General features: G+C 65.0%; 20 protein-coding genes. 14 read left to right on the top strand and 6 right to left on the bottom strand.

Translation table 11 applies throughout. The features are described 5' to 3' along the window. The first annotated feature begins 33 nt into the window (after positions 1-33). Positions 34-252: a hypothetical protein gene (locus tag DFR31_RS03275; RefSeq protein WP_121441216.1), complete on the top strand. Its 219-nt coding sequence runs from the start codon at positions 34-36 to the stop codon at positions 250-252. Positions 253-395: 143 nt separating this feature from the next. Here the strand turns inward: DFR31_RS03275 and ppsA are convergent, their stop codons facing one another. Beyond that, positions 396-2,771, bottom strand: coding sequence for a phosphoenolpyruvate synthase (gene ppsA, locus DFR31_RS03270; protein WP_121441215.1), 2,376 nt, complete (start codon positions 2,769-2,771; stop codon positions 396-398). 120 nt (positions 2,772-2,891) lie between these two features. On the opposite strand from ppsA, the gene ppsR reads away from it, so the two are divergent. Then, positions 2,892-3,716 (top strand): posphoenolpyruvate synthetase regulatory kinase/phosphorylase PpsR, encoded by an 825-nt coding sequence (gene ppsR / locus DFR31_RS03265; protein ID WP_121441214.1) that lies wholly within the window; start codon positions 2,892-2,894, stop codon positions 3,714-3,716. A gap of 180 nt (positions 3,717-3,896) precedes the next feature. Here ppsR and DFR31_RS03260 read toward each other — a convergent pair whose 3' ends face one another. After that, entirely contained in the window at positions 3,897-4,607 is a 711-nt protein-coding gene (locus DFR31_RS03260; protein WP_121441213.1) for a PEP-CTERM sorting domain-containing protein, read from the bottom strand. A 321-nt stretch (positions 4,608-4,928) separates the two neighbouring features. Here DFR31_RS03260 and DFR31_RS03255 point away from each other — a divergent pair, with 321 nt between their 5' ends. Both DFR31_RS03255 and iscR read left to right on the top strand, forming a co-directional pair. Beyond that, positions 4,929-5,369, top strand: coding sequence for a DUF1249 domain-containing protein (locus DFR31_RS03255; RefSeq protein WP_121441212.1), 441 nt, complete (start codon positions 4,929-4,931; stop codon positions 5,367-5,369). Between the two features lie 115 nt (positions 5,370-5,484). Next, on the top strand, positions 5,485-5,958 hold the full coding sequence (gene iscR, locus DFR31_RS03250; RefSeq protein ID WP_121441211.1) for a Fe-S cluster assembly transcriptional regulator IscR: 474 nt from the start codon (positions 5,485-5,487) through the stop codon (positions 5,956-5,958). Between the two features lie 83 nt (positions 5,959-6,041). Here iscR and DFR31_RS03245 read toward each other — a convergent pair whose 3' ends face one another. From DFR31_RS03245 to DFR31_RS03230, 4 genes are all read right to left on the bottom strand, one after another. Continuing rightward, positions 6,042-6,755, bottom strand: a complete 714-nt coding sequence (locus DFR31_RS03245) for a glycerophosphodiester phosphodiesterase family protein (RefSeq protein WP_121441210.1) — start codon at positions 6,753-6,755, stop codon at positions 6,042-6,044. Between the two features lie 34 nt (positions 6,756-6,789). Beyond that, positions 6,790-8,760, bottom strand: a complete 1,971-nt coding sequence (locus DFR31_RS03240) for a transglutaminase TgpA family protein (protein ID WP_147436933.1) — start codon at positions 8,758-8,760, stop codon at positions 6,790-6,792. Next, complete coding sequence (locus DFR31_RS03235) at positions 8,757-9,653, bottom strand: DUF58 domain-containing protein (RefSeq protein ID WP_170153581.1); 897 nt, start codon at positions 9,651-9,653, stop codon at positions 8,757-8,759. Before DFR31_RS03235 ends, DFR31_RS03240 begins: the two co-directional genes overlap by 4 nt. Before the next feature lie 74 nt (positions 9,654-9,727). Next, a complete protein-coding gene (locus tag DFR31_RS03230) occupies positions 9,728-10,654 on the bottom strand; it encodes an AAA family ATPase (RefSeq protein WP_211328226.1) in 927 nt (308 codons plus the stop codon). Positions 10,655-10,901: 247 nt separating this feature from the next. Here DFR31_RS03230 and ccoN point away from each other — a divergent pair, with 247 nt between their 5' ends. From ccoN to DFR31_RS03180, 10 genes are all read left to right on the top strand, one after another. Beyond that, on the top strand, positions 10,902-12,341 hold the full coding sequence (gene ccoN / locus DFR31_RS03225) for a cytochrome-c oxidase, cbb3-type subunit I (RefSeq protein ID WP_121441207.1): 1,440 nt from the start codon (positions 10,902-10,904) through the stop codon (positions 12,339-12,341). A gap of 12 nt (positions 12,342-12,353) precedes the next feature. Continuing rightward, positions 12,354-12,965, top strand: coding sequence for a cytochrome-c oxidase, cbb3-type subunit II (gene ccoO / locus DFR31_RS03220; protein ID WP_121441206.1), 612 nt, complete (start codon positions 12,354-12,356; stop codon positions 12,963-12,965). An 8-nt stretch (positions 12,966-12,973) separates the two neighbouring features. Beyond that, entirely contained in the window at positions 12,974-13,165 is a 192-nt protein-coding gene (locus tag DFR31_RS03215; RefSeq protein WP_121441205.1) for a cbb3-type cytochrome oxidase subunit 3, read from the top strand. After that, positions 13,158-14,060 carry a cytochrome-c oxidase, cbb3-type subunit III gene (ccoP, locus tag DFR31_RS03210; protein ID WP_121441204.1) on the top strand — a complete coding sequence of 301 codons (903 nt, stop codon included), beginning with the start codon at positions 13,158-13,160 and terminating at the stop codon, positions 14,058-14,060. Before DFR31_RS03215 ends, ccoP begins: the two co-directional genes overlap by 8 nt. Positions 14,061-14,094: 34 nt before the next feature. Further along, positions 14,095-14,415, top strand: a complete 321-nt coding sequence (locus DFR31_RS03205; RefSeq protein ID WP_245971074.1) for a hypothetical protein — start codon at positions 14,095-14,097, stop codon at positions 14,413-14,415. 4 nt (positions 14,416-14,419) lie between these two features. After that, positions 14,420-15,802, top strand: a complete 1,383-nt coding sequence (ccoG, locus tag DFR31_RS03200) for a cytochrome c oxidase accessory protein CcoG (RefSeq protein ID WP_121441203.1) — start codon at positions 14,420-14,422, stop codon at positions 15,800-15,802. Positions 15,803-15,820: 18 nt separating this feature from the next. Further along, entirely contained in the window at positions 15,821-16,378 is a 558-nt protein-coding gene (locus DFR31_RS03195) for a FixH family protein (protein WP_121441202.1), read from the top strand. A 2-nt stretch (positions 16,379-16,380) separates the two neighbouring features. After that, on the top strand, positions 16,381-18,864 hold the full coding sequence (locus DFR31_RS03190; RefSeq protein ID WP_121441201.1) for a heavy metal translocating P-type ATPase: 2,484 nt from the start codon (positions 16,381-16,383) through the stop codon (positions 18,862-18,864). Then, a complete protein-coding gene (ccoS, locus tag DFR31_RS03185) occupies positions 18,861-19,106 on the top strand; it encodes a cbb3-type cytochrome oxidase assembly protein CcoS (protein WP_121441200.1) in 246 nt (81 codons plus the stop codon). The genes DFR31_RS03190 and ccoS overlap by 4 nt, the downstream gene beginning before the upstream one ends. Before the next feature lie 78 nt (positions 19,107-19,184). Next, positions 19,185-20,714 carry a GGDEF domain-containing protein gene (locus DFR31_RS03180; RefSeq protein WP_121441199.1) on the top strand — a complete coding sequence of 510 codons (1,530 nt, stop codon included), beginning with the start codon at positions 19,185-19,187 and terminating at the stop codon, positions 20,712-20,714. Positions 20,715-20,718 lie beyond the last annotated feature (4 nt).

The following is a 20,718-nucleotide window of genomic DNA, read 5'->3' as shown; positions in this document are numbered from 1 at the left end:
TGATTAGACCATCTGGCGCTGGAGGATAGTCTTATGAGCCGCTGGAACGCCTATATTAAGCCCGGGGCGATGGAGGATGCCCATGCCTCGCTGGGGAAGCTGGCCGATGAAACCTTCACCGTGGAGGCGGAGGACCAGACCGAGGCTCTGGCCGAGGTGAAGGCGCAGCTTTCGGAGCGCTACAACATGAGCACGCTGCCCGCGGACCTGCTGGATGATTGGCTGGTGATTCAGCCGGCGGGGCGGCGCTGACCACAGGCCGCTCCAAGGGTTTATGGGAGGGGTCTACGTGAGCGGGCACAAAGGCCGGCGGCGCATAAAAAGCCGGCGGCGCACAAAAAGAAAGGGCGCCCTTTTGAGGCGCCCTCTCAGTGCGGCTCTGGGTCGGGGTCAGCCTATTGGGCTTCTTCCCCGGCCAGGTAGAGCCAGGTCTCCACCACCGAATCGGGGTTCAAAGAGACACTTTCGATACCCTCGTCCATCAGCCAGCGGGCGAGGTCGGGGTGGTCAGACGGGCCCTGGCCGCAGATGCCCACGTACTTGCCGGCACGGCGGGCGCTCTGGATGGCCATGGACAGCAGCTTCTTGACCGCCGCATCGCGCTCCTCGAACAGGTGCGCGATCAGGCTGGAGTCGCGGTCCAGGCCCAGGGTGAGCTGGGTGAGGTCGTTGGAGCCGATGGAGAAGCCATCGAAGTGCTCCAGGAACTCGTCGGCCAGCAGGGCGTTGGAGGGCAGCTCGCACATCATGATGACCTTGAGCCCGTTCTCGCCCTTCTTCAGGCCGTTGCGCTCCAGTTCGGCCAGTACGCCCTTGCCTTCCTCGACGGTACGCACGAAGGGCGCCATGATCCAGACGTTGTCCAGGCCCATCTCGTCGCGCACCTTCTTGAGCGCTTTGCACTCCAGGGCGAAGCAGTCGCGGAAGTTGTCCGCGGTGTAGCGCGAGGCGCCGCGGAAGCCCAGCATGGGGTTTTCCTCGTCGGGCTCGTACTGCTCGCCGCCGATCAGGTTGGCGTACTCGTTGGACTTGAAATCGGACAGCCGCACGATCACCGGCTTGGGGGTGAAGGCAGCAGCAAGGGTGGAGATACCCTCGGCCAGCTTGTCGATGTAGAACTGCACCGGGTCGCTGTAGCCGGCGGCCTGGGTGCGGATCACCTGCTTGAGGTTCTCGTCCTGCTGGTCGAACTCAAGCAGCGCCTTCGGGTGGATGCCGATCATCCGGTTGATGATGAACTCCAGGCGCGCCAGGCCGATGCCGGCGTTGGGCAGGCTGGCGAAGTCGAAGGCACGGTCCGGGTTGCCCACGTTCATCATGATCTTGAAGGGCAGCTCGGGGAGCTTGTCCAGGGCGATCTCGCGGACTTCGTAGTCCTGCTTGCCGGAATAGATGTAACCGGTATCGCCCTCGGCGCAGGAGACGGTGACCTCGTGGCCATCCTTGATCCGGTCGGTGCCCTCGCCTGTGCCCACAATGGCCGGGATGCCCAGTTCGCGGGCGATGATCGCCGCGTGGCAGGTACGGCCGCCGCGGTTGGTGACGATGGCGGAGGCCCGCTTCATGATGGGCTCCCAGTCCGGGTCGGTCATGTCGGTGACCAGGACGTCACCGGCCTTGACCTTGTTCATATCGGCGATGCCGTCCACCACCCGGGCGGGGCCGGCGCCGATGCGCTGACCGATGGCGCGGCCGGTGACCAGGACGTCGCCGCGGGCCTTGAGATGGAAGCGCTCCAGCGTCTGGCCGCCGTCGCGGCTTTTCACGGTCTCGGGGCGTGCCTGCAGGATGTAGAGCTTGCCGTCCTGGCCATCTCTGCCCCACTCGATGTCCATCGGGCGGTCGTAGTGCTTTTCGATGATCAGCGCCTGGCGGGCCAGGTCCTGCACCTCCTCGTCGGTCAGCGAGTACTGCAGGCGTTCAGTCTCGTCCACGTCCACGGTCTTGACCGTCTTGCCGTGGGCCTGGTCGCCGGAGTAGACCATCTTGATGGCCTTGCTGCCGAGGTTGCGGCGCAGTACGGCCGGGCGGCCGGCCTCCAGCGTGGGCTTGTGGACGTAGAACTCGTCCGGGTTGACCGCGCCCTGGACCACCGTCTCGCCCAGGCCGTAAGAGGAGGTGATGAACACCACGTCCCGGAAGCCGGACTCGGTGTCCATGGTGAACATGACGCCGGCGGCACCGATGTCGGAGCGGACCATCCGCTGGATGCCGGCGGAGAGCGCCACCTGGCTGTGCTCGAAGCCGTGGTGCACCCGGTAGGAGATGGCGCGGTCGTTGAACAGGGAGGCAAAGACGTGTTTGACCGCCTCCATGATGCCGTCCAGGCCACGGACGTTGAGGAAGGTCTCCTGCTGTCCGGCGAACGAGGCATCGGGCAGATCCTCGGCCGTGGCGGAGGAGCGCACGGCGAAGGAGGCCTCGCCGGTCGTTTGATCCTCCAGCTTCTGGTAGGCGTTGGTGATGGCCTGCTCCAGCTCGGCCGGGAAGGGCGTGTCGATGACCAGCTGGCGGATTTCGGCGCCGGTCTTGGCCAGCGCATCCACGTCCTCGACGTCGAGCTGGTCGAGCATCCCGTTGATGCGCTCGCGAAGGCCACTCTCGTCCAGGAAGTCCCAGTAGGCCTTCGCGGTGGTGGCAAAGCCTCCGGGCACGCTCACGCCCGCTGCGGACAGGTGGCTGATCATCTCGCCCAGGGAGGCGTTTTTGCCCCCTACGCGATCCACATCCCCCATCCCCAGGGTCTCGAAGTTGACCACATACTCTTGCAAGGTTGCGTCCCCCTTGATGTTTCGCGATTGCCTACGGGTTGCTGTGCAGGGTGGCGGCAATTCCGCTAGCATGCTTTGGCAACCTTTTTGCTGCCCATTCCAGCGGAGCCCGCATCGTCAATGACCGAAGCCAGACGTACCGTATACTTTGTCTCCGACCGCACCGGTATCACGGCCGAAACGCTGGGCCACAGCCTGCTGACCCAGTTCACGCTCGATTTCGAGCAGCGCACCATCCCCTTCGTGGATAGCGAAGAGAAGGCGAACCAGGTGGTGGAACAGATCGCCGCCGCCGGCCAGCGCAGTGGCCTGCGGCCCATCGTGTTCTCCACCGTCGTCGATGCCCACGTGCGCCGCGTCATGCAGACCACCGACGCCGTGCTCTTCGACTTTTTCGATACCTTCATCGCCCCGCTGGAGCAGGAACTGCATATGCCGTCCAGCCACGTCATCGGGCGCTCCCACGGGGTCGTGGATAATAACATGTATGACGTCCGGATCGACGCGATGAACTATGCGCTCAGTCACGACGACGGGGCAGTGACCAATCACTACTCCCGTGCCGACGTCATCCTGACCGCCGTATCGCGCAGCGGCAAGACCCCGACCTGTATCTACTTGGCGCTGCAGTACGGCATTTACGCGGCCAATTACCCGCTGACCCAGGATGACCTGACCCGCGGCAAATTGCCGCGCAAGCTCGTTGAGCACAAGCGCAAGCTCTACGGGCTGACCATCAACGTGGACCGGCTGCAGAAAATCCGCTCCGGACGGTTGCCGAACAGCGACTACGCCTCGCTGCGCCAGTGCAGCTACGAGGTGGCTCGCGCCGAGGCCCTGTTCAAGGGCGAGGGCATCTCCTTCGTCAATACCACCACCATGTCCATCGAGGAGATCGCGACCAAGATCATCCACGAGGCCAAGCTGGAGCGGCGACTCTATTAGAAGTGTCCCCGGTTTTCCAGCCCAGGGCCGATCTTCGGGGCGCGGCAGGGCCGACCCCCTCGAAATTGGGCGAGGGGGTCGGCGGATGGAGCGGGTGCCGACGGGCGCTCGGTTGGTGGGTGCCAGCCGGCCCCGCGGATCCGGGCCCGGCCGGCGTGGGGGGGAACTCCCGTGGCCGGGTCAGCTCACAGGGCGCCGTCGCAGGAAGGTCAGCCCCATCAGGCCCAACAGGCCCGTTGCGAAGAGCGTCAAGGTGGCGGGCTCGGGCACTTCCGTGGGGTCGCCGGGGACATCGGTACCAAGCGTGATGGCGTCATAACCGACTTGGTTGATGGTGCCACCGAAGTCCACTGATTGGGCAACCCCATCGAACTCCACCCCCACAGGGTTGAAGTTGCAGAAGTCCGTGCTCGCGGTGTCCGTGCAATTGGCGTCCTGCCAATTTTGCGATAAGTCGAGAGATTGGAGTATGTTCCCTTGTCCGTCAGGCTCGTCATAGACATTGACGAAAGCCTGTTCGGACGATGTGTAATAGAAGGAGAATCCGGTTTCAAAGCCACCGGCGACATTCATGGTCGCGGCCTCGCCGCCGAGGAAGAAAAGGATGTTGTCGCCCACCGGATTGTTTTCGAAGTTGCCGTCAGCCCCGGGTTCATTCGTTGTCTGGGATGTCAATGCCAAGGCGTTTTCTGAGAACGTGATGCCATAATCCGGGCCGGTGATGCCAGCCTCGTTGGTGCCGCCTGCGTAAAAGTCCCCGACAGCTTCATTTCCATCGATGGCCCCAAACTCCTCGAAGCCCAGCGTGACAATGTCTGCCTGTGCCGGCAAGCCATAGGTGACAATGGCGATGCCAACAATAGTCAACGGCGCGGTAAGCTTGTGTTTCATAGCGCTCCTCCAGACCTAATTGCATGAGGTGGTATTAAAGGAAAGCAAGCGCTATGCCAGGTCGTGGATAGGCGGATCACAGCGGGATTTAGAGGGGCTTGTGGGCAGTATTGGGGTGGTTAGTCATGGCTGAATGGGGGTAATTGTAAAGTGCCTCGACGCTAATCATGGGGTTGCTCAGCGCTTATTAACCTTGGGCCTTTCCTGAGGCAGGCACGCCATTGCCGCCGGTCTGGTAGCGCTGACAGGGAGGCGTGCTGCGCTCAGGGCGCCCGCCGTTGCGGCCGTACCGGGTTGCAGCATGTGGTAGCATCGTGAGCTATGATGCGTTCACCAGCCATCCTAGAGACCCAGTCCACCGGGCCGAGCTTCGGCGGTCTGATGGAGCTTTACGAGTCCAATTACCTCTTTCTGAGGCGGTTGCTGCCAGAGGATGGCGAAGGGGTCTGCCGTGTCAGCCCGCTGGCCAAGGGGGCGGCGTTGCACGTGGAGTTGCTCGAATCCACCCCTTATACGCGGACGTACTACCTGACACATCAGTTCCTGGCAGAAGAAGCCCCGGCCGGGGAGACGCTACCGGCCCTGCGGATTCGCATCTATTACGATGCCCGGGTGGCGGAAGTGGTCGGCCGCGGCCGCCGTGGCCAGGCCCGGGAGCAGGGGCCCTCGCTGGAATGGCGCTGGCGTGCGAATCGCTTCCTCAACCGTTGGCTCCGGTTCTGCCTGGGCGAGGGGCATCGCTTTGGTTCGCCCACCGCCTGAGCGGCATACGCGCAAACCGTAGGCGCCGCTAATTTCCCTTGACGCGGCTGGGTTTAGTGCCTATAAAAGACGAATGGTTTTTGGCGTTTCTTGCTAGATATACGGGAAGGTTGTAATGAAGCTATCGACCAAGGGCCGCTACGCGGTCACAGCCATGATGGACCTGGCGCTGCACGAGGGGCAGGGGCCGGTTACCCTGGCGGATATCTCCGAGTCTCAGGGGATCTCGCTGTCCTACCTGGAGCAGCTGTTCGCGCGCCTGCGCAAGCACTCCTTGGTCTCGGGCGTTCGTGGCCCGGGGGGCGGCTATCGCTTGGCACAGCCGGCGGACCAGATCACGGTGGCGGACATCATCACTGCGGTGGACGAGAATGTCGACGCCACGCGGTGCAAAGGCCGTGGTGACTGCCAGGAGGGTGAGCGCTGCCTGACCCATGATCTTTGGATGGACCTCAGCCGGCAGATCTACGACTTCCTGAACGGCATCACGCTGGCGCAGTTGGCGCAGGAGCCGGCTGTCCGCCGGGTTGCGGAGCGCCAGGGGTTGACCGAGCAGCCGCTGGCGGACCGTCGCCGCAGCGTGCGCTGAGGGGGCCTCAGTCCGCTACGACGTGGGCCGGAGTGGGCCCGGGGCGGGTGAGCGCCCCGGGCGCATCGGCCCTCGGCCTGGTGTCATCGGTACCAGGCCGACAGCCTTCCCGTTTCCACCGCCTTCACGCCTCGGCGTGCCAGCGCTGCGGCCGGTCCCGCTTCATTAATCTCGTAAATTGCCCATGCCCATGGGCCGGTCCATAACGGTGCCGGGCCAGGCGGTAGTAACTGCTCGTCACAGAAGAGCCAGTCCGGTTTCAGCGCCTCGGCCCGCTCCCGGCAGGTGATATCCCAGTCCTGCAAGACCCAGCCCACCGCTACGCGGGCATGCGACCGGGCTACCTGCAGCGCACTGTCGTTAAAACTGATGATCACCCGTTGGCTGGCGATGAGCACGCTGTCCTGCAGCACCCGGTCCACCGCGTGCGGGATGCGATGGTGGGCCAGTGCATTGGTCTTGATTTCGACGAACACCGGGGTGTTGGTACCGGCCAACAGCTTACAGGCCTCACTGAGCGTGGGGAGGTGGAACTGTTCCGCCTGTGCCGGGCCGGGGCGTAGCCCCCGGCGGGCCAACTCCGCGTCTTCGATCTCCGCCAGGCACCCGCGTTGTCCGGTGATACGGCGCAGGTCCCGGTCGTGAAAGACCACCGGTGTGCCATCCGCCGTGAACTGAACGTCCAGCTCGATACCGTCCGCCCCCCTGTCCAGGGCGGAGCGAAAGGCGGGCAGGGTATTCTCTGTGTGCCTTTCAATGTCGCCGCGATGGGCGATAAGCCAAGGGGTGTCGTGCATGGGCGCGGAGCTCCTGGCTGTCTTCGGCAGGCGGTCAGGGGCGCAGTTTTCGCACCCCCTCCCGGAGGGCGCGCAGGTCCGCCTCCCTAGGCGCCGGTTCGTACCGATATTGCTGGTAAAGCCGCGCCAGTTGCAAGATGCCAGGGGCCAGGTCGGGACGTGCCCGGGCCACTCGTTGGGCATAGCGGTTGGGCGGTTCTGCGGGTTGCGGGGGCAGGCCCTTCCGGCCCAGTTTCCGGGTCAGCTTCTGCCAGGCGCGTACCGCCGGGTCGGACGGACGGGGCGCCCCGCGGTAGAGGGTGATCCAGGCCAGCAGCAGTGACAGGGCGACCAGTGCGCCACCCAGTGCCATGACCGCCTGTTGCCAGCTGGTCAGCCCGAGCCGCTCCAACCACTGGCGTTGCATCTCCGGCCCGTAGCCGAGCATCCAGCGGTGCCAGGTCATGTTCACCGCATCCCAGCGCAGTTGCAGCCCGCGCAGCCAGGAGGCGTCGAAACGCGCCATCGCGGGCACGCTGTCGGGGTCGCTCACCGACGCCTCCAGGCCCTCGTCCAGGCGCGTCGGGGCGGCCAGCACGGTGGGGTCGACCCGCACCCAGCCTTCCCCTTCGAGCCAGACCTCGTTCCAGGCATGGGCATCGGACTGGCGGACGATCATGTAGTCGCCGGCCGGGTTCATCTCGCCGCCCAGGTAGCCGGTGACCACGCGGGTGGGGACACCCACAGCGCGCATCATCACCGCGAACGCCGCGGCAAAATGCTCGCAGAAGCCCTGTTGGTGTTCGAACAGGAATTCATCGACCATGTCGGCCTGCATCAGCGGCGGGCTCAGGGTGTACCCGAACGATTGCTCCCGGAAGAAACTGATCGCGTGGCCGAGCAGGGCCTGCGGGTCCTCGGTCTCCTCCAGCCAACCCTGCGCCAGGGCGACGGTTTCCGGGTGGCGGTCGCCCTCCAGGTGCTGGTTGACCTCGCGGCGCTGGTCATCCAGCGAGCCGCCGAGCGCGTAATCCAGTGCGCTTTCACCCTGGTAGCGGATCCGGCGGTTGACCTCCCTGTCCCGCTCCCACGTCTGGCCGCCACGGGTCCGGGCCCCGTTCAGGTCCAGGTCGACGGGCAGATCCAGGCCGAACAGCCAGGGCTGGCCGTGCGGCTCGAGGGTAATGGTGTAGCGCCACTTGTCGACGTCGTCCGCCGTGGTCGCCGCCTCGGTCATGTCATGGAGTTGATCGTGCTTTTGCCAGCGACGGCCGTCATAGGCCTCGAACACCGGGCCGCGCCAGTAGCGTTGCGGGGCCTGTGGATGGTCGCCGTCGAACTCCACGCGGAAGGCCACCGCATCCGACTGGGCGAGCTCGCCGATGCTGCCCGGCTCCATGCTGTCGCTCAGCCCCGTCATGGCAGCCTGGTCGTCCTCCGGCATGGCCCACAACGGTCCATCCAGGCGCGGGAACAGGAAAAACAGCAAGGCGGCCAGGGGCAGGGCCTGGAGCAGGATGGCCCCGGCCTGTGGCACGTGGGCGAGCGGGTGGCGGGGTGCGCTCTCGCGGGTGGTGCCCATCAGGCTGATGATCAGCCCGAGGGTGCAGAACCCGAGGTAGAACGCCATGGGGAGCTCCTGCGAGCGCAGGAACTGGGTGCCAACCAGGAAAAAGCCGAGCCCGATCAGCAGGATCGCATCGCGCCGGCTGCGCAGCTCCAGCAACTTCAGCGCGCTCATGCACAGGAGCAGGGCGGTGCCGGCCTCCTGGCCGAGCAGCTCACCGTAACTGAGGTAAACCCCGCCAATGGCCAACAGCGTGAGGGCAAAGCGCAGGGTGCGGGGTGGGAGGCGGCGCCAGCGGTTCAGGTTGACCCAGGACCACAGGCCGCAGGCGAGCGCGCCCAGACTGATCCACAGGGGCAGGTAGGGGGCGTGTGCCGCCCCCACCAGCGCCAGGGTGCCCAGCATCCATGCCTGTGACTGCCGGGGCAATGGCGTCGGCGGGCGGGGGGATGTCTTCACGGCGATGACTCCTGGCCGTGCAGGGCCAGCGCGCGCAGGCAGGCATGCCGGTGGGCCTCGCCCCGGCCCGGTGCGATCTGGACCCGTCCGAGGCGCAGGCCGTAGGGATGGCCGCCATTGTCCAGGTCGATGATCCAGCGGCAGAGCCGGGAGAGGCGCTCCTCCAGTCCCAAGGCGGGGTCCAGTTGCCGTTCGTCCAGCCAGCGGGGTGCGCCCGAGGCGCCGGCGAACTGCTTGGTGTAAACCCGCTCCTCGCCTCGCGCCAGGCGCTTCCAGGCGATGTGGCCCTTGGGGTCACCCACCTGGTAGCGGCGCAAGCCGTGGAAATCATCATCGCCTTCGCCGTGACGATCACCCTGGCGGCCCTCCTGCCCCCGCGGGGGTGGTGGCACGTTGCCTAGCTCCGGGGCCGGATAAACCAGGCTGCGTTGCTGGAGCGAGGGCAGGGCCCAGGCGATAAACAGGCCGGTGGGGAAACGGGTTTGGATACGGAAGCGGGGCAGGGGGCGCCAGCCCCGCTCGCGGGTCGGGACGGTCAGCCACCACTGGGCGCTCTCCCCCGGGGGGATATCGGCGGTTTGCAGCCCTTCGCCGCCGTCCACGGTGATCGCCGGTCGCTCGCGGCCTGCCGGGTCGTGCACCGTGACCGGGAATCGCAGGGGCTGGCCGGCGAAGACTGGCTGCGCCGGTCCTGCGTGTACCTGGAGCCGGTGCAGGTTGTTGAAGGTGTGGTGAATGCTGATGACCAGCAGCCCGACCAACAGGAAAGACAGTAACAGCACCATATTATTGGTGTAGTTCACGCCCCCGAGCCAGACCAGGCCCGCCACGAGGGCCATGAACAGCCCGTAGCGGGTGGGCAGGATGAATATCCGCCGGTAGTGAAGGGACAACTGTTCGGAATCACTCCTGCCCCGATTCAGGGGGAGTTGCCGAAGCAGAGCCCGGAGCCGGCGCAGCGCACGCATCAGGGGATGGCGACCTGTTCCAGCGCTTCGCGCACCCGGTCCTCGTGGGCCCCGGCCGTGCCGTCTTCCCGCGGCTCCAGCCGGTGGCCCGCTACCGGCACGAACACCGCCTGGATGTCTTCCGGCAGCACGGCCCCCCGGTCATGGGAGAGCGCCCAGGCCTGGGCGGTGCGCAGCAGCGCCAGGCCCGCGCGCGGGGAGAGGCCGTGGCGGAAGGCGCCGGACTCCCGGGTATGGCGCAGCAGGGCCTGAAGGTAGTCGAGCAGGGCGTCGGAGGCGTGGATACGCGGCACGGCCTGCTGCAGTGCCTCCAGCTGCGCCACCGGGAGGGCGGGGGTGTCGATCCGGTGCAGCAGATCGCTCCGATCCTCACCGCGCAGCAGGGCGCGCTCCGCGCTGCTGTCGGGGTAGCCCAGGCTCAACCGCATGAGAAAGCGATCGAGTTGTGACTCTGGCAGTGGGAAGGTGCCCAGCTGTGATTCCGGGTTCTGGGTGGCGATGACGAAGAACGGTTCGGGCAGCGCCCGCGTTGCTCCTTCCACGCTCACCTGGCGCTCGGCCATGGCCTCCAGCAGCGCACTCTGCGCCTTGGGGGTGGCGCGATTGACCTCATCGGCTAAAACCAGGGAGGAGAAGATCGGGCCGGGGTGAAAGCGGAAGCTCCCCTGGGCCTTCTCGTAGACAGTGGCACCGATGATGTCGGCAGGCAGCAGATCGCTGGTGAACTGGATCCGTTGAAAGTCTAGCCCCAGCAGCCGGGCCAGGGCCTGGGCCAGGGTCGTCTTGCCGACCCCGGGCAGGTCCTCTATCAGCAGGTGGCCGCGGGCCATGAGGCAGACCAGTGCCAGCCGGACCTCGTGCTCCTTGCCCAGAACGATCTCGTTGGCGGCTTCGAGGAAGCGCTCGATATCCTTTCGCAAGTCCATGTCTCCCGGGACGCTGTGAGCGTTGAATACTGGCGGCACTGCGAATCAGTTGCAAACAAAAGTACGTATGGACGGGCCGCACCAACGCTGAGTTCCCCAAATTTTTTAGCTGTGGGGTGCGGCATCTTGTCACGGTTGGCGATCGGTGTTGACCTGCATCAAGGCGAGGTTGTGCCCGGACGCGGATAATCCACCCCCGTAGAGGATCGCCTGAATCCATCTCAAACCACCTTGCGGATCTGGAGCTATGGACACCAGCACAACTTATAACGAGAAAGTCGTGCGCCAGTTCGCCATTATGACCGTCGTCTGGGGCGTGGTCGGAATGGCGGTTGGTGTACTGATCGCGGCGCAGCTGATCTGGCCGGCGCTGAACTTCGACCACCCGTGGCTGACGTACAGCCGCCTGCGGCCCCTGCATACCAACGCGGTTATCTTCGCGTTCGGGGGCTCGGCGCTGTTTGCCACCTCCTATTACTGTGTGCAGCGTACCTGCGGGGTGCGGTTGCTCTCCGACAAGCTGTCTTCCTTTACGTTCTGGGGCTGGCAGGTTGTCATCGTCGCTGCCGCGATATCGCTTCCCTTGGGTTACACCATGGGCAAGGAGTACGCAGAGCTGGAGTGGCCGATCGCGCTGCTGATCGCGGCCGTCTGGGTGGCTTACGCGATAAACTTCTTCGGTACCATAGCGGTCCGCAAGGTCAAGCACATCTACGTGGCCAACTGGTTCTTCGGGGCCTTCATTCTCACGGTGGCGGTGCTCCACATCGTCAATAACCTGGTGATTCCGGTCGGCCCGATGTGGTCCTACCCGATCTACTCGGGTGCCGTGGATGCCATGGTTCAGTGGTGGTACGGGCACAACGCGGTGGGCTTCTTCCTGACCGCGGGCTTCCTGGGCATGATGTACTACTTCGTGCCTAAGCAGGCCGGGCGCCCCATCTACTCCTACCGGCTGTCCATCGTGCACTTCTGGGCGCTGATCTCGCTGTATATGTGGGCCGGTCCCCACCACCTGCACTACACCGCCCTGCCGGACTGGGTGCAGTCGCTGGGCATGGTCTTCTCGCTGATCCTGCTGGCACCCTCCTGGGGCGGCATGATCAACGGCATCATGACCCTCTCCGGTGCCTGGCATAAGCTGCGCACCGATCCGATCCTCAAGTTCCTCATCGTCTCGCTGTCCTTCTACGGCATGTCCACCTTCGAAGGGCCGATGATGTCCATCAAGACGGTGAACGCGCTGTCCCACTACACCGAGTGGACCATCGGCCACGTGCACTCCGGTGCGCTGGGCTGGGTGGCATTCATCACCTTCGGTTCGATCTACGCGCTGATCCCGCGTGTCTTCAACCGCGAAAGCATGTACAGCATCAAGCTGATCGAGTGGCACTTCTGGATCGCCACCATCGGCACCGTGCTCTACATCGCATCCATGTGGATCGCTGGCGTCATGCAGGGCCTGATGTGGCGTGCGGTCAACGATGACGGGACGCTGACCTACACCTTCTCCGAGGTGCTGGTGGCAACCTATCCCTACTACATGGTGCGCCTGTTGGGTGGGGTCTTGTTCCTCATCGGCATGCTGATGATGGCGTACAACGTCTACAAGACGGTGACCGGTGCCCCGGCCCGCGAGCCGGCCCCCAAGGCCACCGGCCAGGCTGCCGCCGGCCAGACCGCGTAAGGAGGGAGCGGGATGAATCACGAGGTAGTTGAAAAGAACGTCGGCCTGCTTGCCGTGCTGATCATTCTGGTCATCAGCGTGGCCGGTCTGGTGCAGATCGTGCCGCTGTTCTTCCTGAATGAGACCACGCAGGCGCATGAGGGGGTGGAGCCGTATCCGCCCCTGGAATTCGCCGGCCGTGACATTTACGTGCGCGAGGGTTGCTACAACTGCCACTCGCAGATGGTCCGGCCATTCCGCGCCGAGACCGAGCGCTACGGCCACTACTCCCTGGCCAGCGAGTTCGTCTACGACCGCCCCTTCCAGTGGGGGTCCAAGCGGACCGGTCCTGACCTGCACCGGGTGGGTGGTCGTTACACGGACGAATGGCATCAAGTGCACCTGACCAACCCGCGTGACGTGCTGCCGAACTCCAACATGCCCGCCTACCCATGGCTCAATGAGCGGGAGCTGGACGGCGAGCAGGTGGCTCACCGCATGCGCATGCAGCAGCGCTTCCTGGGCGTGCCCTACGATGACGAGATGCTCGATGCGGCTGCAGAGGAGCTGGAGGGCAAAACGGAAATGGACGCCATCATCGCCTACCTGCAAGGGCTGGGTACCGCCATTTCGCGGACACGCTGAGGCTTTAGATGGGCACTGTACACGGCATCGCAACTGCTTTACTGGTCATTCTCTTTCTGGGCGTGGTCTGGTGGGCCTACCACCCGCGCAAGAAGGACGATTTCGACGAGGCGGCCCGCCTCGCCCTGGACGAGGACGACCTGAAGCAGGCTGACGAGCGCGAAAAGAACAAGCGTAACGAGGATAATCGCCATGAGTAGCTTCTGGCATTGGTGGGTCATCATCCTGGTACTGGCAAACATTCTCGGGATGGTGTGGCTGATCAAGTTCGCGGAGAAGAAAAAACCGGGGGAGGCCGCCGAGCACGAGACCACTGGTCACAGCTGGGATGAGGGCACCCTGTCCGAGTACAACCGCCCCATGCCCCGTTGGTGGCTGTGGCTGTTCTACCTGACCATCGGCTTCGGTCTGATCTACCTCATCCTCTACCCGGGGCTCGGTAACTACAGCGGGCTGCTCGGCTGGAGTTCGGCGGCGCAATATGACCGCGAGGTGGAGCGGATCGAGGAGCGGCTCGAGCCGATCTTCGCCGAGTACTCCGAACTGTCCATCCCCGAGCTGGCGCAGAACGACGAGGCGATGGCCACCGGCCGCCGCCTGTTCGGCTACGAGTGCGCCGTTTGCCACGGGGTGGATGGTGGCGGGGCCCGCGGCTTCCCCAATATCTCCAACGCCAAGTGGCAGTGGGGTGGTGAGCCGGAGGACATCGTCACCACGTTGCTTGAGGGCCGGAGTGCGAACATGCCTGGGCATGAAGGCCGGGAGGCCCTGGAGGGAGACGGACTGGATAACCTCGTGGCCTATGTCCAGCACCTGGGCGGTCGCGAGGGTATCGACGAGGACACCATCACCGCCGGTCGCTCCGCGTACGAGGATGCGGGATGCATCGCCTGTCACGGCGCTGAAGGCAAGGGCAACCAGTCGGCGGGCTGGCCGAACCTCACCCTGGGGCAGTACACCTACGGTGGCGATGAGGCGAGCATTCGGGAGACGATTCTGCAGGGGCGCAGCGGCGAGATGCCGGCATTCAAGGAGCGCCTCGGCGAGGACCGTATCCATGTGCTGGCCGCTTATGTCTACAGCCTCAACAACTGAATAGGGCACCGTTGCCCTTCGGGAGGTGGGTCCGATGAACGACCCGAAAGATTTCCCGGAGCTAGAGACGGAAGAGGCCCGGACGGACGAGCCGAACTGGCTCGTCCGGGTCCTGGGGCCGGTGATGTGGCCCTCCTTTCTTGTCTCCGCGCTTGCGACCTGGATTTTCTTCCTGGCCATTGATCCGGCCGATCTTCACGCAGCGACATTCCCGAATTGGGAGATTGGCCGGGAGGCCGGTTACTCCATTGGTTTCTTGATGTTTTGGGCGGTGAGTGCTGGCGCCAGTTTTCTCACGGCCGTTTTGGTGAAGCGTCCCGAAAAGGCTCGGGACAAAGGTGGCAGAAAGGGGTAACGGCATGGCGAATCAGCCGGACGCGGGCGAGTCGCTCTACCAGTCGAGCGAGAAGATCCATCCTCGCGAGATTGGCGGGCGGTTCCAACGGTTGCGGGTACTGGCAGTATTCCTGCTTCTGGGGCTCTACTACGTAATGCCCTGGGTGCAGTGGGACGGTCGGCAGGCCGTTCTGTTCGATCTGCCGTCGCGGCAGTTCTACATCTTCGGAATGGTCTTCTGGCCGCAGGACTTCTATTTCCTGTCCGCGCTGCTGATCATTGCCGCCATCTCCCTGTTTTTCTTTACCGCTCTGGCCGGGCGCCTTTGGTGTGGCTATGCCTGCCCGCAAACCGTCTGGACGGAAGTATTCGTCTGGATGGAGCGGTGGACCGAGGGGCCGGCCAATAAGCGCAAGAAGCTGGACAAGGCGCCCTGGACTGGAGAAAAAATAGCCCGCAAATCGGCCAAGCAGGCTATCTGGGTGCTCTTCGCGTTGTTTACCGGCTTCACGTTCGTGGCCTATTTCTCTCCTGCGCCCGAGCTTGCAGCACGGCTGTTCAGCTTCAGCCTCGGCCCCTGGGAGACGTTCTGGACGCTGTTCTACGGGTTCGCCACTTACGGCAACGCCGGCTACATGCGCGAGCAGGTCTGCAAGTACATGTGCCCCTACGCCCGTTTCCAGGGGGCCATGTTTGACCCCGATTCGCTGATCATCTCGTACGACGAGAGCCGGGGGGAGCCCCGGGGGCCGCGCAAGCGCGACATCGATCACCGCGCCAAGGGGCTGGGTGACTGCATCGACTGCAAGATCTGCGTTCAGGTCTGCCCCACGGGGATCGATATCCGAAACGGGTTGCAGTACGAGTGCATTGCGTGCGCTGCATGTATCGATGCCTGCGATGATGTAATGGACCGGATGGGTTACCCGCGGGGGCTGATCCGCTACTCCAGCGAAAATGCCATGGAGGGCAAGCCAAGCCGCGTCTTCCGGCCCCGCATTCTCATTTACGGGACGCTGCTGCTGCTGTTGCTGGCCGCTTTCGCCACGGCATTGGCGCTGCGCTCGCCGGTGGGCCTGGACGTGCTGCCCGAGCGCAACCCCATGTTCCGCGAGTCCGGTTTCGGCGACATAGAAAACGTGTACACGCTGAAAGTGCTCAACAAGGACAGCGAGCCCAGGCAGTTCGAGGTTGAGGTGGCCGGTCTGGAGAACATGGAACTCTCCCTCCGTCCGGAGACAGTCACGGTGCAACCTGGCGGTGTAGCGGATGTTATCGCCTCCGTGACGGTGAATATCGAGCATCTGGAGGGCCGTACCTCTGATGTATACTTCACCATCACGCGCACCGACGATGAAAGCGTCACCACAACCACCAGGAGCCGTTTCCACGGCCCGGCGCAGTAACCGGAGGCAACAGCCAGCATGACGACCAATCGCAAACCGGACGAGGCGCAGTCCAAGCCCTGGTACAAGGAGTTCTGGTGCTGGTTCGTGTTCGCGCCACCGATCCTGGTGGTACCTATGGGGCTCGGGCTGGTGTACACGGCCGTCACCAACCAGGACCCGCTGGTGATCGACGATCACTACGACACCGGCCGGGCCACTTACCGCAACTTCGAGCGCGAGCTGGTCGCTTACGAAATGGGGCTGAGTGCGCGGGTTCAGGTGCCCCGCGAAGGCGGTGAGCTGCAACTGGTGCTTCAGGGGAAAAACGGTGAGGCGCGCCCCGACCGCCTTAACCTGACCCTCGAGCCGCGCACGGGCGCCGACGACGTGACGGCCGAACTCGAGCTCGGCTCGGACGGGGTCTACCGCGGCCAGGTGCGCGCTGTACCCAACCGGCGCTACCTCCATCTGGAACCGGTAGATGCCGGCTGGCGGATCACGGGCGAACTCGATGCCACGCAAATGCACGCCGAGATGGAGCCGCGACGGGATATGATTCCCAACGTGCAGCGCGCTGCTGACCTGGAGTACTGAGTGTGACGGAAAAGTGCTTCCACTGCGGTGAAGTGGTCCCGCCGGGGGAGGATCGCACGGTCACCGTTCAGGGAGAGGAGCAGCCGGTTTGCTGCACCGGGTGCCACGCCGTGGCCAACATGATCCTGGGCAGCGGGCTCGAAAAGTTCTACCAGGTCCGCACCAGCGCGGGTGGGCGGCCCGATGACGAGGCGGTCGCCGCCAGCCCTGACCAGTGGTCGGCTTACGACCGGGACGAGATCCAGAGCGATTTCGTGCAGGTCGGGGACGGGCCACGCGAGGGCTCCTTTCTCGTCGAGAACCTTTATTGTGCGGCCTGTGGCTGGCTGATCGAACACCTCCTCGGCCAAGTGGACGGTGTGCTGGATGTGCGTGTCAATGCAGCCACCGGGCGGGCGGTCATCCGCTGGGACCAGGCCCGGGCACCGCTGTCCTACCTGCTGCGCGAAATGGCCCGATTGGGGTACCGGGCCCATCCCCTGCGCGCCGATAAGGTGCAATCCATGGCTCAGCAGGAGCGGCGCAAGGCGCTCCGCCGGCTTATCGTCTCCGGGCTGGGGATGATGCAGGTCATGATGATGGGCATCGGCCTGTACATGGGCGCCCATTACGGCATGGATTCAGTGCATGAACAATTTCTGCGACTGATAAGCATGCTGGTGGCCACCCCGGTGCTGCTGTACTCCGGTGCCCCGTTCTTCATCGGCGCCTGGCGCGATATCCGGGCGCGTACCGTGGGTATGGATGTCCCGGTCAGCCTGGCCATCGGTCTGACCTACAGTGCCAGTGTCTGGTGGACCCTGACCGACGGGCCAAAGGTCTACTTTGACTCGGTGGTCATGTTCATCTTCTTCCTCGGCATCGCCCGCTTCGCCGAGATGGCAGCGCGGCACAAGGCCAACGAGACCACTGATGCGCTGGCGCGCTTGATCCCCAGTAACGCCACCCGGGTCACCGAGCAGGGCGAGGAACTGGTCCCCGTCTCGCAGCTGGAGGCCGGAGATATCGTCCTGGTTCGTCCCGGTGAGACGGTGCCCGCGGACGGCGAGCTGATCTGGGGGGAGGGCAATCTCGATGAATCCCTGCTGACCGGTGAGTCGTTGCCGCAGCTGCGCTCCCAGGGTGAGCGGGTTATCGGGGGCAGCCTCAACACCTCGGGTGTGTTCCGCCTGCGCGTCCATGCCCTCGGTCAGGATACGGTCCTCTCCTCAATCTCGCGGCTGTTGGCCCGGGCCCAGGCGGATCGGCCACGGCTGGCCCGGGTGGCGAATTGGGTGGCCGCCCGGTTCATTTCCGTGGTGCTGGTCGCTGCCGCCGGCGTCTTCGCCTGGTGGTGGCAACACGACCCAGTGCAAGCCTTCCCGGTGCTCATGGCCTGCCTGGCCGCGACCTGCCCCTGCGCCCTGGCCATGGCGACCCCGATGGCCATCGCCGGTGGTACGAACCGCCTGGCGCGCGCCGGGCTGCTGATCACGCAGCGGGATGCCCTGGAGACCATGACCAAGGTCTCGCATGTGGTCTTCGACAAGACCGGCACGTTGACGCAGGGGGCGCTCCGCCTGGACCAGGTCGAGGTCCTTGTCGACGAGCCGGGTGTGCACAAGTCGACGGTGCTGGAACTGGCCGGTGCACTGGAGCGCCACTCCGAGCACCCCATCGCTCGGGCGTTTGATGGCCTTGGACAGGGCCTTGCGTTCGAGGACGTGGAAGCGGTGCGCGGCGATGGGGTGCGTGGTCGCCTGGACGGCGTGGAATACCGGATTGGCCTGCCCCGGTTTGCTTGCGCAGAGGCGGGGCGCGAAGGCGAGGGCAGCAGTCAGGGGAGCTGGGTCGTGCTGGCGCGGGAAGGTCAGCCGTTGGCACGCTTCCACCTGGTGGACAGCCCGAGGGAGGATGCGGCGGAGTTGGTGGCAGCGCTGAAGGCGCGAGGGTTGCAGGTAGAACTGGCCAGCGGCGACCACCCGGCCGTGGTGAAGGCAGTCGCCCGGAGCCTCGGGATCAGCGAGTGGCGGGCCCGGATGCGGCCGGAGGATAAACTGGCGCGCATCCGCGAGCTGCAAGCGGATGGCAGCAAGGTGGCCATGGTTGGCGATGGGTTGAATGATGCGCCGGTGCTAGCGGGCGCCGATGTGGCCATTGCCATGAACAGCGGCACGACGCTGGCGCAGACCACGGCCGATATGGTGCTGCTGGGCGATCGGCTTGCCCCGGTGGAGCGCGGCTTCCACTGGGCCCGACAGAGCCGGCGGATCATGATCCAGAACCTGACCCTGTCGGCGTGCTACAACTTTTCAGCCCTCCCGCTGGCGGCTGTCGGCATTCTGACCCCGTGGATGGCCGCCCTCGGCATGGCCGGGAGCTCCATTCTGGTTATCCTTAACGCCAGCCGCCTGAGCCGGGGCCAGCGGAATCTCAGCAGTTGCCCCGTTCCGCTCGACCGTGGGAAGATCTCGTCTCAGCCTGTGCCTGGTGGGTCCGAAGCATGAGTGTGATCTTTTTCTCGATCCCGGTTGGGATCATCTTCATGATCATCGCCATCTGGGCCTTTTTCTGGGCCGTGGATTCCGGCCAGTACGACGACTTGGACAGTCCGGCCTATCAGCCGCTGCTCGATGAGGAGCCCCTGCCTGGTGACAAGCGTGACCAACAGCAGGCCGAGGCGGGAGACGAGCAGCCGGAGAACAAAGGCACACCCAGTGCCGATGATGGCCCGCGGAAGGTGCGCTGAGCGTGCCCCGATCCCATCGTTAAAGTGGGGCGTGCCCGCCGCAGGTGCCGGACCGGTCCACTAGGGGGAGGGTAGTGGATGCTTGACGCACGGCTGGCGAGACGCCTGGAACTCGCGCCCGGCCTGCCCAGTCTGCCGGCCGCAGCAATGCGGGTAGTGGAGTTGGGCCATCAGCCCGAGGTCAGCACCACGGAACTGGCCCAGGCCATCAGCAAAGACCCGGCGCTGAGCGTCCGCTTCCTCAAAGTCGCCAACTCCCCCTTCTATGCCCGCAGGCGCGAGATCACCAACATCCGCCAGGCCCTGGTGACCATGGGCATGAACGCAGCGGTCACCCTGGCACTGAGCTTCACCCTGATCCCCGCCCTGCACCAGAGCTCCGCTGCCGGTGGTTATGGTTACCAGCGGTTCTGGCGGCGTTCTCTGCTGGCCGCGGCCGCGGCCCGCGAGATTGGGCGTCGTCACCGTAGCTTGCTTGACGAGGACCTGATGCTGGCCGGGCTGCTTCAAGACGTCGGCATCCTGGCCCTGGACGTGGCGTTGGGCGACGAGTACCAGACGCTGGCCGGTAAGGCAGAGACCCACGACCACCTCGTTGCGGCGGAAAGGGCGTGGCTGGACGCCGACCACGCTGATGTCGGTGCCTGGTTGATGGCCCGCTGGCGTTTGCCCGAATACCTGGCACAGGCGATACGGGACAGCCATCGCGTGAAGCCTGGCGACCGTGTGGCGCCCGAGGATCCCCAGCAAAGGCTGCAGGCCGCGGTGGCGCTCTCTGGAATCATCGCGGACGTCTGGATGGACGGTGACCCCGCCCGGTCCGCGGCCTACGCTGCGGAACAGGTGGGGGCGGCGTTGGGCTGGTCGCCCGAGCAGGTACAGGAGCTGCTGGATGCGGTTGGCGAGGCCGAGCCGGAGCTGGCCGGGATGTTCGAGATCGCGTTGGACCACCCCGCAGCGACGGCCGGGGTGCTGGATCAGGCCCGGGAAGCACTCATCCTGCATAACCTGCGGATGGTCAGCGAGGTGGCGCAAGCCAACGAGCAGGTCCGCGCCTCGGAGCAGCAGGTCCGCGAGCTGGAGGAGCGCACGCGCCGCGATCCGCTGACCGGTCTGTTCAACCGCGAGCACTTCTTCAACCGACTGGAAGAGGAGTTTCGGGTCGCGGCCGCCGGGCACTGGCCGTTGACCCTCGTCCTGCTCGACCTTGATCATTTCAAGCAGGTCAACGACGACTACGGCCACTTGGCCGGCGACCGGGTCCTGCGCCAGGCCAGCGCGGTGCTGCGCGATGCATTGCGGGGTGAGGACCTGATCGCCCGTTACGGTGGAGAGGAGTTCGTGTTGCTGTTGCCCGGCGTGCATTGGCAGGATGCGCAGGGCGCGGTTCGCCGGGTCCTCGAACAGCTCCGTTGCGCGGACATGGAGGTCAAGGAGGCACCGGCGCTGCGCGTCACCGCCTCGGCCGGATTGGCGGTGCAGGAGGGCACCCAGCCCTTCCGGGACACGGAGGCGTTGGTGGCCGCCGCCGACGAGGCCCTCTATGTTGCCAAGAAACAGGGCCGTAACCGCCTGGTGGTGGATCCGATCACGCTGGAACACGCCTGAACCG

The sequence above is a fragment of the Alkalispirillum mobile genome (assembly GCF_003664325.1).
GTDB classification, from domain to species: domain Bacteria; phylum Pseudomonadota; class Gammaproteobacteria; order Nitrococcales; family Halorhodospiraceae; genus Alkalilimnicola; species Alkalilimnicola mobilis.
Note: the sequence above shows the minus strand (reverse complement) of the source record. Positions and strands in the feature narration are given on the sequence as shown.

Excerpts from the sequence above, each read along its gene's own strand:
- DFR31_RS03255 (WP_121441212.1), top strand. The coding sequence starts at position 4,929 with ATGATGCGTTCACCAGCCATCCTAGAGACCCAGTCCACCGGGCCGAGC.
- DFR31_RS03215 (WP_121441205.1), top strand. The coding sequence starts at position 12,974 with ATGGGCACTGTACACGGCATCGCAACTGCTTTACTGGTCATTCTCTTT.
- ccoN (WP_121441207.1), top strand. The coding sequence starts at position 10,902 with ATGGACACCAGCACAACTTATAACGAGAAAGTCGTGCGCCAGTTCGCC.
- DFR31_RS03275 (WP_121441216.1), top strand. The coding sequence starts at position 34 with ATGAGCCGCTGGAACGCCTATATTAAGCCCGGGGCGATGGAGGATGCC.
- ccoP (WP_121441204.1), top strand. The coding sequence starts at position 13,158 with ATGAGTAGCTTCTGGCATTGGTGGGTCATCATCCTGGTACTGGCAAAC.
- DFR31_RS03260 (WP_121441213.1), bottom strand. The coding sequence starts at position 4,607 with ATGAAACACAAGCTTACCGCGCCGTTGACTATTGTTGGCATCGCCATT.
- ccoO (WP_121441206.1), top strand. The coding sequence starts at position 12,354 with ATGAATCACGAGGTAGTTGAAAAGAACGTCGGCCTGCTTGCCGTGCTG.
- iscR (WP_121441211.1), top strand. The coding sequence starts at position 5,485 with ATGAAGCTATCGACCAAGGGCCGCTACGCGGTCACAGCCATGATGGAC.
- DFR31_RS03205 (WP_245971074.1), top strand. The coding sequence starts at position 14,095 with ATGAACGACCCGAAAGATTTCCCGGAGCTAGAGACGGAAGAGGCCCGG.
- DFR31_RS03245 (WP_121441210.1), bottom strand. The coding sequence starts at position 6,755 with ATGCACGACACCCCTTGGCTTATCGCCCATCGCGGCGACATTGAAAGG.
- ccoG (WP_121441203.1), top strand. The coding sequence starts at position 14,420 with ATGGCGAATCAGCCGGACGCGGGCGAGTCGCTCTACCAGTCGAGCGAG.
- DFR31_RS03195 (WP_121441202.1), top strand. The coding sequence starts at position 15,821 with ATGACGACCAATCGCAAACCGGACGAGGCGCAGTCCAAGCCCTGGTAC.
- ccoS (WP_121441200.1), top strand. The coding sequence starts at position 18,861 with ATGAGTGTGATCTTTTTCTCGATCCCGGTTGGGATCATCTTCATGATC.
- DFR31_RS03230 (WP_211328226.1), bottom strand. The coding sequence starts at position 10,654 with ATGGACTTGCGAAAGGATATCGAGCGCTTCCTCGAAGCCGCCAACGAG.
- DFR31_RS03180 (WP_121441199.1), top strand. The coding sequence starts at position 19,185 with ATGCTTGACGCACGGCTGGCGAGACGCCTGGAACTCGCGCCCGGCCTG.
- ppsR (WP_121441214.1), top strand. The coding sequence starts at position 2,892 with ATGACCGAAGCCAGACGTACCGTATACTTTGTCTCCGACCGCACCGGT.